Below are 18,174 nucleotides of genomic sequence, written 5' to 3'. Positions count from 1 at the left end.
AACAATGTTGTTATGGTATATTTTTATCCTCTTTACTTTTTAAAGGCCTATCAGACATGGAACAAGTTGGTATTTATGAAAAGCTCATTACTCAGCTGATAGATAAAAGTATAGATCGTGATGTTTTCTATTTAGGTGAAAGACCGCTTGAGAGTGCTGAAGCCAGTGTATGGTTATCGAGATTTTTAACAAACATTATTGAGTATGCGATAGAAGCCGTTCCAAAAGGCGATGACCAATTAACGGAACAAATTGGTCTTGCAAACAAATTGGTTCTTTGGCTAAAAGAGCATGTTCGTGATGATCAGTTGATATCTGAAAACTTACTCGATAGTAAAGGTCGTATTTTGACGGCATTGTTTGATAAGCAAAATCCAATATCGACTGATTTTCCTGAGTTTACGAAAGCAATCTACCCGTTGACTGGATTAAGTCAAAGTGAGCTCTTTTGTGGCAGTAACGCGGGCATTTCACTTGAAACAGAACTTAAGCGGGAGATCCGTTCATCAGATAAAATCTACTGGCTCGTATCATTTATAAAATGGGCCGGCATTCGTATTTTTAAAAATGAGCTAGAAGAGTTTACGCGAAGCGGAAAAGAACTAAGAGTTATTACTACCTCCTACATGGGCGCTACGGATGCTAAGGCAGTAGAGTTTTTGGCTGGCTTACCTAATACTCAAGTTAAACTAAGTTATAACACTCAGCGTGAACGGCTCCACGCTAAATCATACTTATTTATTCGTAACAGCGGCTTTCATACTGGTTATATTGGATCTTCAAATTTATCGTATTCAGCGCTCACGAGTGGTCTGGAATGGAATTTAAAAATAACTACGCAAGAAATTCCTCACATTATTGATAAGTCACTCAATACTTTTGAATCATATTGGCAGTCGAGTGAATTTGAATTATTTGATGGTGATATTGAATCTAAAAATAAACTTCATGAAGCATTGCGAGAGGCTAAAGGTAGTTATAGCGAAAGCAGCACCTTTCATTTTGATATAAAACCCTTTGCACATCAGCGAGAAATTCTTGAGCAGTTAAATGTTGAGCGTAGTATTCATCAGCGGTATAAAAATCTAGTAGTTGCGGCAACGGGCACTGGTAAAACGCTTATTTCTGCCTTTGATTTTGCACGTTTTTATAAACAGCATCCAGAAGCTAATTTCTTATTCGTGGCTCATCGACAAGAAATTATTAAGCAAGCTTTGTCTGCGTATCGTGGTGTATTGAAGAATAATCAGTTTGGTGAGTTGTGGGTTGCTGAGCATAAGCCTAATAGCTACCGGCATTTGTTTGCTTCGATACAAAGCTTAAATTTGCAATTATCAAGCTTACCGCTCACAGCTGATTTTTATGATTATATTGTGATAGATGAAGTGCACCATATTGCAGCCAGTAGTTATCGAGGATTGCTAGAACATTTCTCTCCGCATATCTTGCTAGGGTTAACCGCCACGCCGGAGCGGCATGATGGACAAAATATCCTTAATGATTTTTGTGGGGTAATCGCTGCAGAAATTCGTTTGCCCGAAGCAATCAATCAGCGCTATTTATGTCCTTTTCAGTATTTTGCTATTGATGATGATACTGACCTTCGCCAAATAAAATGGCATCAAGGGCGATATGACATAGCAGAGTTAAGTCATTTATATACTCATAATGAACAACGAGTCACGCGCATTATTAGAAGCCTTAATGACACTGTCACTGATGTTCGTCAGATAAGAGCCTTAGCATTTTGTGTCAGTAAGCAGCATGCCGAATACATGGCGAGTAAGTTTAACCTAGCCGGTATTAGTGCAGATGTACTCACCAGTGATAATAGTCATGAACGACAGCAAAAACGCCAGAGTTTAATCAGCAGTAATATACAAATTTTGTGTGTAGTCGATATTTTTAATGAAGGTGTCGATATTCCAGAAGTTGATACATTATTGTTTTTACGTCCAACCGAAAGCTTAACCATCTTTTTACAGCAGCTAGGGCGTGGGTTGCGGTTAACTGATGATAAACAGTGCTGTACGGTATTGGACTTTGTGGGCAACTCTCGTGATGAATATGATTTTTCACAAAAGTTTAGAGCGCTGGTTGGCAAAACGAATCAATCGATTAAAGATGAGATAACTAATGATTTTCCTCATTTGCCATTAGGCTGTCGTATTGAGCTAGAAGAGCAGACTCAGGCAATGATTTTGCGAAATATTAGTCGTGCAACTATGAATGCTAGCAGGTTGCGACAGCTCATTAATAATTTCGAGCACCAGAGTACATTGACGTTAACATTGACGAATTTTTTAAATTTTAATCCGCACGTTAATTTAGAAGATATTTATAAGCTAAAAATGAGTTGGTTAGAACTCGTTGAGAGTACGAATAAAAATCAAATTAACGAACCTAATTTAGCTCTTCATCTTGCCAAAGCCTGCTATCGCGCAATAAATTATCATCTGCTCACGTGCAGTTCTATCTCATACTTACAGTTTTTAAAGCAGTTAATTATCGATAATTTCAGTTTTGATGATAACGATGCCACACAGTGCAAGTTTGCATTAATGTGCCATTATAATTTTTGGGATAAGTCAGGAGCCGAGCTAGGTTTTACAAACCTTAAGCAAAGTTTAGCTGCGTTGAGGCATACTCAATTACAAGCAGAACTTCTAGATGTCATAGCGTTACTTATCGATCGTATCCATCATCATGAACTTGAAATGCATATCCCCACATTAGATGTCTTAAAAGTGCATTCAAGATATACCAGAGAACAAATACTCGCAGCCAGTGGAGCCAGCTCCTTTGATAGAAAATCCACCGCCCGTGAAGGCGTTTTAGTTCTTAAGGAGCTTAATGTTGAATTGCTGTTTGTGACCTTGAAAAAGTCAGTAAAGCAGTTTTCTCCCACGACTATGTATCATGATTATGCGATTAACGAGTCGCTATTTCATTGGCAATCTCAAAATAGTGCAAGACCAGAATATGGAAGAGGTTTGGGCTATATTGAGCATCAAAAGATGGGCCGTAAATTGATTCTGTTTGTGCGAGAGCAAGCGAAAGATGAAAACGGCCGAACCATGGGCTTTGTCAATTTTGGAGAAGTGATTTACAGGGAACGCGCTGGGGCACAGCCAATGAATATAACCTGGAAATTAATGACTCCTATGCCAGATGCTATGTGGCATGAAACTGCGAAATTAGCCGTAGGATAAGCTAACCATATCGTCCTCTTCAGCTGTTGAAAACAGGATGTTTTCGTCAAACCCCCATGGATGGGTTTACGGCGTGTTGCAGAGGACTATGTGGTGGGCGGATTACCGAATAAACCTGTCGATAACTCATTATATAATATTAGCTTTTTAGATCTTAGAGGGTTTAGGTTCGCAATGGTTAAAAATAAAAATGGCAGCCATGTTGGCTGCCATTTTTATTGATGCTAGTGAATCACTTTCGCCAAAACCAAAACCAAAGCAGAGGCTAGTTAATTGCCATCGATAGGAAGTAACCAACAACCGTTGCACTACCTACTCCGATAAACCCAGGAATAATAAAGCTATGGTTGAGTACGTATTTACCAATGTGAGTGGTGCCGGTTCTATCAAAACTAATGGCCGCTAAATCGCTTGGGTAGAATGGAAAGAAGAAGTAGGCATAACAAGCTGGCAGTACCCCGATTAATACCGGTGCTGGGATGCCGAGTGAAAACCCTAATGGCAACATAATGGTTAATACTGCGGCCTGACTTTTTAAGAATATCGATGACACAAACATCGCGATAGCAAATGTCCATGGATAAACACTGACAATGTCGCTTACCGCGCTCACCAAAAAGGTTTTATGGTGTTCGATGATGGTGTCACTCATCCAGGCTATACCGAAGATAATAATCACTGCAGTCATACCGGCGGTAAACACGTTACTGGTGACAATTTTTTTCGGTGATATATTAGTGGCCAGTAATATTAAGCCACCGACAGACAGCATCATAAACTGAATGGCTACCGACATTTTTACGCCATCTGGTAGTACTTGCTTGCTAAACATCGCCACCATGATAACGGCAAGAATACCGAGTAAGAACACGATTAAGCCTTTCTTTGCCGTCGACTTAGCTTGTGGGGTTTGTTCTGCGTCAGTAGTTGGATCGGTTAATGCTTCACGAAATTCTTCATCAGTCAGGCGCGCCTGAAACTGTTCGTCTTTATCTAAATCTTTACCGCGCTTTAAACTCCAAGTACACGCCAATAGCAAACCCGTTAAGGTCGCTGGAATGGTCACCATCAGTACATCAATTAAGTTAATATCAAGATTATTATCAACGGCAGTGGCAAGCACCACAGCCGCTGCAGCTGCAATTGGGCTAGCAGTAATGCCCATTTGTGAAGCTACGGTTGCCATGGCTAATGGACGTTCAGGTCGAATACCTTTCTTGTATGACACATCGTAAATAACAGGAAGAAGGGGATAAACGGAATGGCCTGTGCCAACCAGTACTGTTAAAGAATAAGTACAAAGTGGGCCTAAAAAAACGATATGTTCAGGATGTTTACGTAACAGCTTTTCCGCAAACGTTACCAACAGCTTTAAACCGCCGGTGGCTTCTAATGTCGCCGAGGCAGCTACAACCGCCAGAATAATTAACATTACGCTGACCGGAGGTGTGCCTGGCGCAATGCCAAAGACAAAAGCGAGTACCGAAACGCCTAATCCACCGAGTAAACCAAAGGCAATACCGCCGTGGCGTATACCAACAAATATCACCGCCAATAACAGCAGCATGTGTATATAAAACATTGTGTTCTCTCCCAATGGATTTAGGCATTAGTTAGCCTTGAGAAGGTATATCACAATGTATTTTTCCGTTAGTGATTTAATTCAAGTAATTGAGTTGTATGTTATTGCAAAGGTTATAAATGTGAACGATATGACAAACCTTAGGGTACTTTTATTTGTACTCGATCCGCGTAGGTCTTGAGCAGTGCATTTAATCGGTAATCGTTATTCGACAGTCACTATCTAACGGCAATGTGGAACGTGTAGATTGAATTAAAATCTACAGTAAGAGTGGAGGTTTTTTGTTAAACAAGCTAAATACTGAACAACGATTCATTACGATTGATAAGTCACACAAGCCGTTTTTATCTAACAATCACGGCCTATGCTTACTGGCTTTAACCAATAAATAACGAATGGCTGCGTCGTTACATTGCACCAGTTGCCAGCGCTGGCAGTTGTTGAATGTTGCATAGTGTTCAATGGCATCGACAAACGCGGCTATAAACGCCTCTCTATCGGTAGTGTCACTCATACTTATATCTGTAGAGTGATCATCAAAAGCATCTGCTTCAAAGCTGATTCGTTGCAGTAACAAGCACTGATTTTTACGGTCGGCTTTGACATCGACACGGCCAACAAAGCGGTCGCGCCATAAAATGGGCAGTGAATAATAGCCAAATTGGCGTTTTGCTTCAGGCACATACACTTCGATTTGATAGTTAAACCCAAACCATTGTTTAAGTTTTTGACGTTGGATGACTAAATTATCAAACGGATTAAGTAACCAGACTTTATTGGGCATTGTTGTTGGTAATGCCTGCGTGGGTTGGTAAAAGTAAACTGGTTGTGTGGTGGCGCTGGATTCAGTAAAGCTGGCGATATCACCTTGCTCGCACAGTTGCGCCAATGTTTTACTGAGTAGCGGTTTAAGGCCTTTGCGTAAATATTGTATTTGCTGCAAATTACCAAAGCCGTGGGCAGATAAATAACGGTGGATCAAATGTTGGGCAAATTTAGTATCGCTAGGCACTGTGGTGTCGATATGCTTGGGGAGTACTCGCTCGGTTAAGTCATACACCTTTTGAAACTTGTCGCGCCTAGCAACCATTAACTCGCCTTGCATAAACAATTGCTCAAGGGCTTTTTTTGCCGGTTTCCAATCCCACCAAGTGCCATTGGGGGTATCTGATCTATGGGTAAACTGACTGGATTTTAATGGACCCTCGCTGCTAATGCGGGCTTTAACTTCGCGCATGACTTTATGTTCGGGTTCAAACCAATGTGTGCCACCTTGTTGTAAATGCTGCTTACGGTACAAGCTAAAACGGTAATCATCGATAGGCAGATAAGCCGCCGCATGGGACCAATATTCAAACACGGTTTTATCGCTCATTGCCCGGTCAAGCATGGAGGTCGAATAATCGGGCAGACGACTGTGCAATACATGATGATGTGCGCGTTCGACCACATTAATCGAGTCGATTTGCACATAGCTTATTTGCTGCAGTAATGCGCTTAACGAGGTGGCGGGTTGTAATAACCCTTGTTGCTGCATATTGAGTTGTAACCACTGTTTAGCGGAGTAAGGGTTTGTCATTAAACGCCTTTGCTGTAAGTGCTAATGCGTATGGATGCGCAAGTGATGCATTGCATTGTAGACTGAAATTTACCGCAGAGTACACAAGCTGTTGATGATAAGGCTGGTTGATGTTGGCGTGGATAGATAATCATTTCTTAGTCCGTTTTACCATTTTTAAACAGGCTTAATCTGGTATTCCCTCTCATTATTCATTCCCTCGCAGTCGACCATATATTGGTGTACAGATTCATTAAGCCATAAAAGGCTAAGTTTGTTTCATCTTGAGTTTCGTCCTTAATGCCCTTAACAAATCGTTCTGGGTACTGGGTAATGGACACTGTGAAGTGGCAGCATGATTGTGGATAATACTAGGATCAATTGAGGCGATACATAATACCGGCCTCAACCTTATCCTCAACCTTAACATCAAACCAAGTTACGATTAATACGAAGATTCCAGTTTTGCGAATAAACTCGCTTGTCTCCTTCATAAGCGTCTAACTCAGCATCCAGATAAAAATAAAACTCATCGCAGTGCAGTAAGGTGCGGGTGACGGTCTGTACTGCCCAGTCTCCTCGCTTAAATCCCCATCGCCAGAGAGTCTTGCCCTGTGCAGACTGGAAGTCATCACTCTGATAGGTGTACCACTCATTGGCCTCGCGATTTACAATCAGGTCGATATCTTCGAGGTGATAAGTACCATTGTCGTTAATGACTTCCAAAGTAGACAAATCCTTGTCCAGTTCGCGGATCACTCGCCAGTTATGATGTCCCTCAATAAGTTGCTGCTTGGCACCGCTGGTGGAAGCCTCAGGCGCAAGGAAAGAGATCGTCTCTTGATGACGAGGATTTCGACTCGGCAATATCACTCGGCTACAACCAGTGTAAATTTTGATCCGCGTCGACTCAGGTGAAGGCCAGGCCAGCGGGAAATAAGAGGACGAAATGGCAATCCTAATCCGGTGGCCCTTGGGAAAGGTCTGCGCGGTACCGTTAAGCTGAACTTTTACCCGATAGCGCTTGTCTGGTTGCAGCGGTGTCGGATTAGTATGGCTATCCCTATGGGTCAGGTTCAGCAGGCCGTATGTTACCCTTGAGCTCTTGTTATCAGGATGCACATCCGATAGACGCACAGCGATCATTGCCACTGGCTTGCTGGCCGATAATTCTAACTCAATCACCGCAGCCCCCATGATCTCAAGTGCAGTGTCCAAAGGCTGACTTGTGAAAACTAACGCGCCACCTTCTTCTTCACGCTGATCATGGGGGAGATCCGGCGTGGTGCTATATGAACACCATTTACCGGCAAACAGACCGTTACTCAAGGGTGATTGCAAACACAGCTCTTCCTCTGCAACGTCTGCGAATTCGTCTACTAGACGATATCGATCAAGCTTGAAGACAAGCGTGCCAATATTGGGTGTCGGCCAAGATGGTTCACTAACCCAGCGGCCGTAGCGTTGATGGTAAGACGTTGACGGAGGCATACTGTCAAGCATCCATGCCCGCAGCATAGGCTCGTCCATAATGCCGGTCTCAATCCCCTTCAACCATTTATCCCACCAGCGTAGGCACTCCTGCAAAAAACCGATCGCCGGGCCGGGCACGCCAATATGCGGATATTTATGACTCCAGGGGCCAATCAATCCTTGCCTCGGGCCGGGCAAGTTGGTGAGCAGGCGAAAAACCGCATTACTGTAGCCATCGGCCCAGCCGCTGACTGCCATGACCGGGATCTGCACTTTAGAAAAATCTTCGCAAATCGAGCCATGCTGCCAGTACTCGTCACGGTGTTGATGATTAAGCCAGGTATTGAGCCATAAGCCACTGCCTTTAAGGCGTTCAAACCACATGTCGCGCCACTTGCTACCGACAATTTGCGGATCCGGCGGTAAGGAGTTGTAGGCAAACATCGTCGAGGCCCAAGAAAGATTATCACCGAGCAGGCAACCTCCCATATAGTGCACATCATCGGCATAGCGATCATCGGTAGAGCACACGCTAACGATAGCCTTAAGTTGCGGCAGTTGCATTGCCGCAATTTGCAGGCCGTTGAATCCCCCCCATGAGATCCCATACATGCCAATATTACCGTCGCACCATGGTTGTTTATCTAGCCACTCAATAACTGTGACTCCATCGTCGAGTTCTTGCTGCAGATATTCGTCCGTCAGCACACCTTCTGAGTCGCCGCTTCCACGGATATCCACACGGATACAGGCATAGCCGTGTCCGGCAAAATATGGATGCATTGTTTCGTCGCGCAATCTGACGCCATCACGTTTACGATAAGGAATAAACTCGAAAATAGCTGGCACTGGCTCTGTTTCAGCACCTTCTGGCATCCAGATGCGGGCAGAAAGACGAATGCCGTCGGCCATCGGGATCCAGCAATGTTCGATATGGCGGATTTTGTAGGCGCAGTGCTTGGCAACCGTCATATTTCCTCCTTATGGTTATCATGCAGATCATTTAAAGCAGTGGCACAAGTTCCAGCGGTAACGCTTGTTGCACATCACGGTATTTGTGCAACAGTTCTTGCTCGCTATCAGCGCCGATAAACACGGTCGCTAACTCGTAGCTGTAACTGTCTTGATAATTAAGCTCAGACAAACGCATTCCCTTGCAGACATGCAGCTCGATATCAGTACCCGCAATGCGCTGGGTAATTGCCTGTACTTCTTGCTCTGTGGGTACCTTGTTAACCATTGCATCTGCATGTGTGCGCCACATAAACTTGGCCGAATATTGATATAAGCCTTTACGATAGGGAAAGACAGGCTGTTTTCCTAAGGCCAAAGCCAGCATGACCTGGTGATGTGACATGCCATCGACGTTGCGGAATAATGGCGAATGGGACTTGGAAATACGAGTATTGATCTCCAGCAACCAGATATGGTCACTCTCCTTGTCCCAGTAATACTCGATATTAAATGGGCCATTATCAAAATCGATAGCGGTAAGGAAGCGCTCGGTGACGGCGATCATTTTGTCTTGAACAGGCTGTGGGATCGATGATGGATACTGATAGCGAGAAAAGCTGGAATCATGCTCACCTTCACGTATTGAGTCAACGGCCCCATAGACACACAGTTTGCCATCAAAAACATAGCCTTCAAGGGTGCATTGCTGGCCATCGGATATGATGCCTTCGGCGATGCAGTGATAGCCATCAATAGCGGCAATTTCATCTGGCAGGTCGGCAAATTGGAGTAAGTAGTTGAAGGGTTTGGCAAAGCAGTAGATTTTTTTGCGGATCTCCGTAATCGCCATGTCGAGTTCACTTCCATTGCGCACCATAAACCCGAGGTGTGATAAAACTGCTTTTACCGGCTTAAGCCAGAAAGGGTAATCGAGGGTGATTTGCTGCTTATAATCTTCTTTAAAAGGATCCACTACGCAAAAATCGGGGATATATTCTGGGATCACGCGGCGCTGCTCCAACCGGCTCCAGTATTTATGCTCGCATTTGAGTACGGCTTCAAAGCTGGGAGAGGGCAAGCCTAAAGATTGACACAATAGAGGGAGCATGGTGCTAACGGGAAAATCCAAATAGCCGACAATGGCATCTACGGAGCCAGGATAGCTTTTGAGTCGCGCTAGAGCGCCTTCATACAAGGTTTTGACCGGAAATTCTTTTCCTGTTTTTACCTCTGAATATTGATAAAGCTCATGAAAACAATATTCATGGGCAGAATCGAGCGAACGCATTAGGGAAAGGTTGAATTCGTCCGCAGCAAAAACAAAAATATTTTTCATTTTCCGGCCCCCTGCTTTGTTATCTTTTCATTGCCATTAATAGCAGCGCTTAACGAGATACTGTTTACTTTAATGGCATATATGAGGGTAGTTGATGGCGATCTTCTTGTCTAATAAATGGGGCGAATTGGCCTAACTATAATGCTCAATGCCTGATGTGCTTTGGGCTCTAGCACATTTATACATAATAGGCATTGATATTTATTAGCTTAAGTTCAAATGGGGAACTAGCGTTTTTTAAAAGTGGTAACTAATCAATTTAGTCACTACTTTAGTCTCCCTTTTTCACTCAATAGCAAACCGTCACACACCAAACGGTAAAAGCAAAAAATCCCTAATAACAGAAGTCATTACGGATTTTTTAGCGTTTGGGAGCAGGGTGAAAGCTTATTCGACGTTTTGGATCTGCTCGCGCATTTGCTCAATCAATACTTTTAACTCTACTGCGGCAGAAGTGATTTCTGCGCTGATTGATTTTGAGGCTAAGGTATTTGATTCGCGATTAAACTCTTGCATCATAAAATCTAAACGACGGCCTTCGCTGCCACCTTTTTTGAGGATACGGCGGGCTTCGGTGACGTGAGCTTCAAGACGGTCCATTTCTTCGGCGACATCTTGTTTTTGCGCCAATAACACCATTTCCTGTTCTACACGGGTAGAGTCTAATTCGCCGACGATGTCTGCTAAGCGATTAGTGAGTTTTTCGCGTTGGTACTGCATCACGGTTGGCATGTGTTCACGCACAATCGTCACTTGCTTCATTACGCCGTCTAAGCGGGTCAGTAGCATGTCTTTAATGGCTTCGCCTTCGCGGCCGCGGGCTTCGATAAATTGATCGACAGCGCTGTCAAACGCGGTCATTAACTCGGCACCCATGCTGTCCATATCTTGCTCAGCAGCGGAGAGAACCCCAGGCCAACGCAACACATCAGTTAGGCTAAGTTCGCCTTGTCCGGCTTCTTGTTTTAACCAATTGGCAGCGTTAAGCAATTGCTTGGCTAAGTCTTGATTAAGTTGCAATTCATTATTGCTGCTGTCGACGAGTTCATAACGTAAATTAACTTCTACTTTGCCGCGGTTGAGGCGTTTACGTAGACGATCGCGTAAGACAGGTTCAAAGCTGCGAAACTGCTCAGGTAGGCGCAGGTAGGTTTCTAAGTAGCGCTGGTTGACTGAGCGGATTTCCCATGAGGCGGTACCCCATTGTGCTTTGTGCTCGATACGAGCGTAGGCTGTCATGCTTTGGATCATGAAATGTCCTGTTATATTATTACGCGAATGTGAGTTTATTATAGCCGTTTTAGGTGACTAGGTTAAAGGATTAGTCGATAGATTTTGGCTTGGCATAGTATCTAACGGCATGAAGCTCTATAATACGCCCTCAAATATGATCTAAAATCGACTACAGGACTTTTCATGCGCCCAAGTAACCGTACACCTGCTCAAACTCGCCCGATCACTATTACGCGTTCTTTTACTGCACATGCTGAAGGCTCTGTTTTAGTCGAATTTGGCGACACAAAAGTGTTATGTACCGCCAGCTTTACCGAAGGCGTGCCGCGTTTTCTTAAAGGTCAGGGTCAAGGTTGGGTAACAGCTGAATACGGTATGTTACCGCGTTCAACTCATAGCCGTATGGACCGTGAAGCCGCTCGTGGTAAGCAATCTGGCCGTACTCAAGAGATCCAACGTTTAATCGGCCGCGCATTACGTGCTGCGGTTGATATGAAATTATTGGGTGAAAACACCATCGTTATCGATTGTGATGTTATTCAAGCTGATGGTGGTACGCGTACTGCTGCCATTACGGGTGCGTGTGTGGCATTGGTTGATGCGCTTAACTGGGCGCGTGGCAAAGGTATTATTAAAGCTAACCCGCTTAAGTTTTTAATTGCCGCTGTGAGCGTGGGTATTTATAAAGGCGAAACGATCAGTGATTTAGAATACATTGAAGACAGCGCTGCAGAAACTGATATGAACGTAGTGATGACCGAAACCGGTAAAATTATTGAAATTCAAGGTACTGCAGAAGGCGAGCCATTCAGCCATGAAGAGTTGCTTGAGTTGTTAGTGTTAGCTAAAAACAGTATTCGCGAAATTGTCGATGTGCAAAAAGCCGCATTAAGTTAATATGCAGTTGAAAAATGAGGACCGATTACGGTCCTTTTTTTAGCCTGAAAATTGATCATAGAGGACTAACCGTGAAAGCCTATCAACGCGAATTTATTGAGTTTGCTTTAGCCCGCCAAGTGTTACGTTTTGGTGAGTTTACCCTTAAATCTGGCCGTACTAGCCCGTACTTCTTTAATGCTGGACTGTTTAATACGGGTAAAGACTTGGCACGTTTAGGCCGTTTTTATGCCGCGGCGTTAATGGACTCGGGTATTGAGTTCGATTTGTTATTTGGCCCTGCGTACAAAGGTATTCCGATTGCGACCACCACCGCCGTTGCCTTGTGCGATCATCACGATGTGGACATTCCCTATTGCTTCAACCGCAAAGAAGCCAAAACCCACGGCGAAGGTGGCAGTTTGGTGGGCAGCGAGCTCAAAGGCAAAGTGATGCTGGTGGATGATGTGATCACTGCAGGTACCGCTATTCGTGAGTCGATGGAGATTATTAATGCCCATAATGCCCAGCTTGCCGGTGTATTGATTGCATTAGATCGTCAAGAAAAAGGCCAGGGTGAGTTGTCGGCGATCCAAGAAGTTGAGCGCGACTTTGGCTGCCAAATTGTGTCGATTATTAAGCTGGCTGATTTAATCTGTTACTTGTCTGAAAAGCCGGGCATGGAAGCTGAGTTAGCATCCGTTAGCGCTTATCGTGAGCAATACGGGATTTAATCTTTTCTGTTAATCTTTTCTATTAATCATCCTAAACAACAACGCAGCCTTAGATGGCTGCGTTAGTCGGCTGCGTTTTTTTATTGGCAATAACACTGAGTCATAGCCTATTTTACCAGATGTAAAAACTCGGCACGTGTCGCAGGGTTTGATTTAAACACGCCTCCCAATGCCGTGGTGGTCGTTGAGCTGGTTGAATCCATCACGCCACGTGATTTAACGCAGTAATGTACTGCATCCATTTTTACCGCCACGTCTTTGGTTTCAAGTAGGGTTTGCAGTGCCACTAACACTTGCTGGGTTAAGCGCTCTTGCACTTGTGGGCGTTGGGAAAAAAATCGTACGATACGATTAATTTTCGATAAGCCAATAATTTTGCTGCGGGGTAAGTAGGCTACTGTGGCTAATCCATCAATGGTCACTAGGTGATGCTCGCAGGTACTGGTCAGACTGATGTCTTGCACACGCACCATTTCATCGACACCCATTTTGTTTTCGATAACAGTGATCTTGGGGAAGTTTTCATAATCTAGGCCTGAGAATATTTCATCGACATACATTTTTGCAATACGCCGAGGGGTATCGACTAAGCTGTCATCTGATAAATCCAATGACATTAATGTCAGGATCTCTCTCATATGATGCTCAATTTTTACCTTACGTTGTTCTGGCGTCGAGGTTTTTGGCAACATAGGTGTTTCTAGCCCACGATCTTTCAGCGCGGCTTGTACTTTTATTGCGGCTTCACTTAGTGCCATATATCCTCCAACAACCCTGTCATACTGCGATAAGTATATCTTAAAAAGCCTTAGGACGCTTATGCCATAAGGGGAATGGAGAATAACGTGATTCGTTGCAAATTAACACTGTAGACGATAAAAAAGCCGACCCTTATAGTCGGGTATCGGCTTTTTGAGGTGTAAACGCTTTGGCTATGACTATTTAACGTTTAGATTCTCTTTGATGAATTTAAGCATTATTTCATAATATTTAGCGCGATTTTCGGCATTGTAGAAGCCATGACCTTCTTTTTCCCAGATTTCTTTTTGGAATGGGTAATTGGCTTGATTTAAGGCTTTTTCCATTGCTTCAAATTGCTCTATGGGTGCACGTTCATCTTCTTCACCATGAATTAATAACACTTTGGCCTTGAGCTTGCTGACATTGTGGGTTGGCGACATTGTCTGTAGTTGTTGGGTATTTGTCCCTAGCACTTCTTTTAAAAATGCTTCCCCACCATAAGAGTCTGGAATATCGCCTGTGTTATACATTTGTTCTAAGTCGTATACTCCGGCAACACCAATGGCGCATTTGAACATATCGGGTGCTAACATCGGGCTCATTAGTGCTGAATATCCGCCAAAACTACCACCAGAAATACACACTCTATCTTTATCTACATAACCTTGGTCAATAACATATTGAGTTGCGTCGATAATGTCATATTGAATTTTACTTCCCCATGCGAGGTAGCCTGACTCCTCAAACGCTTTACCGTATCCACCTGAACCTCGGAAGTTAACTTGTAATACCGCTATTCCATTTTGTGCGAGTAATTGATTTTCTGGATTAAATACCCATAAGTCGCGTGGACCGTGCGGGCCACCATGAGGGTTAACTACAAGTGGCATATTTTTATGATCTTTAATGCCACTTGGAAGGGTTAAATAACCATGGATCGTTACACCGTCACGATTTGTGAAACTGATGGGGCGTACTTCGGACATCTCGCTTGGGTCAAGTGCTGCATTTCCAGCAAACAGGAATTTGAGTTTGAGTTTTTTACGATCAAACAGATAGTAGTCACCCGAATTTTTATCATTCATTGCCGCAACGATGAGTGTGTTACCGTCGATGGTTTCGCTTACGATACGAATACGATGATCAGGAATTGCTGCCATAAGCTGCTGCAATGCTTTGGCTTTAGCACTTTCGGTATCGACAAATTGGTATTCTGGGTAACCGTTTTCAAACTCTACCGCGTAGAGTGAGTTTGTTTGTTCGCTAATCCAAGTTATAAATGGGTCAACAACATCATGTTGGATGATTTTTTTATGTTTCGCCGTTGCAAGTTCTACTTCATAAATCGCCTGAGTAGCGCCTTCACCATGTGCAATAGCATAAATTGATTTGTTGTCTTCGGTGAACGAAATAGGGTAGAAATCCGTTAGTCCGCCTTTAATTCTTTCAGCATCAACCCATTCACCATTTTCATAGTAGAAGAGCTGATCATCGTTTTTGTTATCTCGTGCAAAGCTAAAGCGAACGTCTTCTTTATTATCAACCAGGAAACCTGCATTGGCGATAGGTGACGTGGTAAGGCGTTTGCGTTTACCGGAATAGACATTGACGCGGTATACAAGGGTGTAAGAATAGTTAAGGCCATTCCAAGGATATGCCATAACATAGATATATTTATCATCATCTTTTAACGTGTCTAAGACAAATGCGCTTGCTCGGATAGTTTCATTACTGGAAATGCTTGTGCCAGTTGAGGAACCGCCATTATAACCGAACAGGTACTTAGATTTGCTGCCGTCATAATTTACCGCCAGTAACTCCCCGTAATAATCAGAAACCTCACGTTGTGCGTGCTTATAGAGTTTTTGTAATACAATCCGCTCATTATTCACCCAATAGTAACTACCAACTTCTTCATCACCACTAAATTTGACTGCATTAGTCGGCTTCATGGTTTCAAGGTTTAGGATTAATAGGGTGCGCTTTTCAGCTTCAATTAAAATAACGCCAAGGTGTTTACCATCGGGTGATATTTTGACTTCAGAGAATTCGGAATCAGCACTAAAATTTTTGATCTGAGGACTAGCAAAAGTGTGAGAGGTAAAAAGAATAAGCAAACAGCAAGTGAGATATAAAATACGCAGCATGACTACAATCCGTGTAATAAATGTTAAAAGTGTAACGGTATTGTATTTAATTCAAGTGATCAGAGCAATACGTACTCACTATTTATTCATTGAAATGAGGTAGAATATGAACGTATATTACGACTTTTAATTTATGTTAATACCCATTTTATTGGCCTCTTTGCGCAGTAGAATTTGCTTGAAAGTCATAAAACAGGCACAAAAAAGCCGACCCCCCCGTTAACTGAGTCTCGGCTTGTTGAAATAATATTTATTAGCTCATTACGATTTAATGTTTAGGTTCTTTTTAAGGAATAGAAGCATTTTTTCATAATATTGGGCACGATTGTCATCATTGTAGAAACCATGGCCTTCATCATCCATCACCAGTTTTTCATAGGGATAATCACGTGCTTTAAGGGCTTTTTCTAATGATTCTAGCTGTTCAATGGGCGCTCGTTCATCGTCACCGCCATGTACTAGAAGCAAGTTTGCTTTAAGCTTATCTACATTCTCTGAGGGAGACATCGCTCTTAGTACTTCACTATTTTGACCTAAAACATTTTTAAGGTAACTAGTTCCCGAAGCACTACTTGCAATATCTCCTTCATCGAACATTAACTCTAAATTATAAATCCCTGCAAAACCGATAGCGCATTTGAACAGATCTGGTTCAAGTATTGCGCTTTGCAATGCACTATAACCCCCAAAACTACCACCAGAAATACAGATACGGTTTTTATCTACATAACCTTGCTCAATGACGTAATGAGTGGCGTCGAGAATGTCATATTGTACTTCTGAACCCCATTTTTGGAATCCAGCTTGTTCAAAATTTTGTCCAAAACCACCTGAACCACGGAAATTGACTTGTAATACCGCCATCCCTTGATTTGCTAGCATTTGGTTTTGAGTATTAAATCCCCATTCATCTCTTATTCCATGCGGACCACCATGGGGGTTGACCACAAGAGGGAGGTTTGTCGCTTCTTTACCATAAGGTAATGTTAAATAACCGTTAATTATTTTACCGTCTCGGCTGGTAAAACTAATTGGCTTCACTTCTGACATTCGCGCTGGGTCGAGCCATTTCTTGGCAGAGGCTAAGTGTTGGAGTGTGAGCGCCTCGGTATCAAATATATAATAATCACCAGGATTCCGATCGTTAAATGCCACCACGATGAGTTTTTCTGAATGACGAGTTTCGCTAACGATACGAACTTGATGGCCAGGTAATGATGCGAGCAACTGTTTTAGCAATTTTGAATGACTGTCTTCTGGATTGACGAAAGCGTAAGACGGATAACCATTTTCAAATTCAACTGCATAGAGTTTTTTGGTCGTTTGGTTTATCCAGTAATTACTGGGATCACTTTTGTCATCTTTAATAATTTGTGTTTTTTCACCTGTTTCTAGATTGATTTCATAAATCCCTAAGGTTTCGCCTTTTACCCGAGCAGCTGCATAAATACTGTTTTTATTTTCGGCAAAAGATATTGGGTAGAAATCATCTAAATTGAGTTTGAGCTTATCGGTGTTAAGCCATTCGCGGTCTTGACGATAAAATACTTTTGTTATGTTGTTTTCATCTTCGCCTACAACAAAGCGTACTTCACCATCATGATCGGTTAAAAATCGAGAGTAACCTATAGGCGAAGTGGTGACTTTTCTGCGGAACCCTTTGTATAAATTTACACGGTATACAGTTTGTGATAATTCATAGTTTAAAGAATTAGACTCATTCCATGGGATTGCATTGACGAGCATATAGCGGTCGTCATCGGGGAGGGGATCTAAAATAAAAGCAGTTGCTCTTATCGGGGTATTTTTTTTCAGATGTGAGCCAGTTTGTTGCTCGCCGCTATTAAAACCAAAAAGGTAAGTTGCTCTTGATCCATCGGCATTAACAGCCATTAGCTCACCATAATACAGCGGTACGTCACTCCAACCTTTTAAGTATTCTTTTTGCAAGACGATTCGTTCATTATTTACCCAAGCGTAATCACCCACTTGGGCATTGCTAGGGAAAAATATCGCGTGATGTATTTGTTTTGTTTTAGCATTTAATATCAGTAGTTTGTCTTTGCCATTGTGCTTGGTTATTGCACTAATATATTCGCCTGTTGGAGATATTTTTACATTGCTAAATTCAGCCCCTCGGCTAAATAGCTGTGCAGTGGAAAGACTTTCTGCAGCAAATGCATGGGTGAATAGGCCACCACAGACAAGTAACATAATGGTTAGGTATTTGGTGAAAATCATGAGACATCCTTGTTTAATCATTCGATCTTACTTCGTTCTTACTTTGTTTTTATGTGGTATAAATATTCGATTTGATACGGTTTAAGG

General features: G+C 42.8%; 11 protein-coding genes. 3 read left to right on the top strand and 8 right to left on the bottom strand.

Going from position 1 to position 18,174, the window contains the following annotated elements; genetic code table 11:
* The first annotated feature begins 56 nt into the window (after positions 1–56).
* Entirely contained in the window at positions 57–3,212 is a 3,156-nt protein-coding gene (locus EGC80_RS03955) for a DUF3427 domain-containing protein (protein ID WP_124012803.1), read from the top strand.
* Between the two features lie 265 nt (positions 3,213–3,477).
* On the opposite strand, the gene EGC80_RS03950 is transcribed toward EGC80_RS03955, so the two are convergent.
* The 5 genes from EGC80_RS03950 to EGC80_RS03930 form a co-directional block, all read right to left on the bottom strand.
* The gene (locus tag EGC80_RS03950; protein WP_124012802.1) at positions 3,478–4,794 is read right to left on the bottom strand and encodes an anaerobic C4-dicarboxylate transporter; all 1,317 of its coding nucleotides are present in this window, start codon (positions 4,792–4,794) and stop codon (positions 3,478–3,480) included.
* 355 nt (positions 4,795–5,149) lie between these two features.
* Positions 5,150–6,373 carry a winged helix-turn-helix domain-containing protein gene (locus EGC80_RS03945; RefSeq protein ID WP_124012801.1) on the bottom strand — a complete coding sequence of 408 codons (1,224 nt, stop codon included), beginning with the start codon at positions 6,371–6,373 and terminating at the stop codon, positions 5,150–5,152.
* A gap of 408 nt (positions 6,374–6,781) precedes the next feature.
* The gene (locus tag EGC80_RS03940; protein ID WP_124012800.1) at positions 6,782–8,797 is read right to left on the bottom strand and encodes a CocE/NonD family hydrolase; all 2,016 of its coding nucleotides are present in this window, start codon (positions 8,795–8,797) and stop codon (positions 6,782–6,784) included.
* Positions 8,798–8,828: 31 nt separating this feature from the next.
* Positions 8,829–10,115, bottom strand: coding sequence for an ATP-grasp domain-containing protein (locus EGC80_RS03935; RefSeq protein WP_124012799.1), 1,287 nt, complete (start codon positions 10,113–10,115; stop codon positions 8,829–8,831).
* A gap of 387 nt (positions 10,116–10,502) precedes the next feature.
* Positions 10,503–11,366 carry a YicC/YloC family endoribonuclease gene (locus EGC80_RS03930; RefSeq protein WP_124012798.1) on the bottom strand — a complete coding sequence of 288 codons (864 nt, stop codon included), beginning with the start codon at positions 11,364–11,366 and terminating at the stop codon, positions 10,503–10,505.
* 165 nt (positions 11,367–11,531) lie between these two features.
* Between EGC80_RS03930 and rph the strand changes: the two genes are divergently transcribed.
* Positions 11,532–12,245, top strand: coding sequence for a ribonuclease PH (gene rph, locus EGC80_RS03925; protein ID WP_101033273.1), 714 nt, complete (start codon positions 11,532–11,534; stop codon positions 12,243–12,245).
* A gap of 71 nt (positions 12,246–12,316) precedes the next feature.
* Positions 12,317–12,958 carry an orotate phosphoribosyltransferase gene (gene pyrE, locus EGC80_RS03920; protein ID WP_124012797.1) on the top strand — a complete coding sequence of 214 codons (642 nt, stop codon included), beginning with the start codon at positions 12,317–12,319 and terminating at the stop codon, positions 12,956–12,958.
* A 107-nt stretch (positions 12,959–13,065) separates the two neighbouring features.
* Here the strand turns inward: pyrE and folE are convergent, their stop codons facing one another.
* From folE to EGC80_RS03905, 3 genes are all read right to left on the bottom strand, one after another.
* Positions 13,066–13,716: a GTP cyclohydrolase I FolE gene (gene folE, locus EGC80_RS03915; RefSeq protein WP_101033271.1), complete on the bottom strand. Its 651-nt coding sequence runs from the start codon at positions 13,714–13,716 to the stop codon at positions 13,066–13,068.
* 180 nt (positions 13,717–13,896) lie between these two features.
* Positions 13,897–15,846, bottom strand: a complete 1,950-nt coding sequence (locus EGC80_RS03910) for an alpha/beta hydrolase family protein (RefSeq protein WP_124012796.1) — start codon at positions 15,844–15,846, stop codon at positions 13,897–13,899.
* A gap of 261 nt (positions 15,847–16,107) precedes the next feature.
* Entirely contained in the window at positions 16,108–18,060 is a 1,953-nt protein-coding gene (locus EGC80_RS03905) for an alpha/beta hydrolase family protein (protein ID WP_233768642.1), read from the bottom strand.
* Positions 18,061–18,174: the final 114 nt, after the last annotated feature.

The sequence above is a fragment of the Shewanella psychromarinicola genome (assembly GCF_003855155.1).
Classification (GTDB): domain Bacteria; phylum Pseudomonadota; class Gammaproteobacteria; order Enterobacterales; family Shewanellaceae; genus Shewanella; species Shewanella psychromarinicola.
This window is presented reverse-complemented; position numbering and strand designations above follow the sequence as displayed.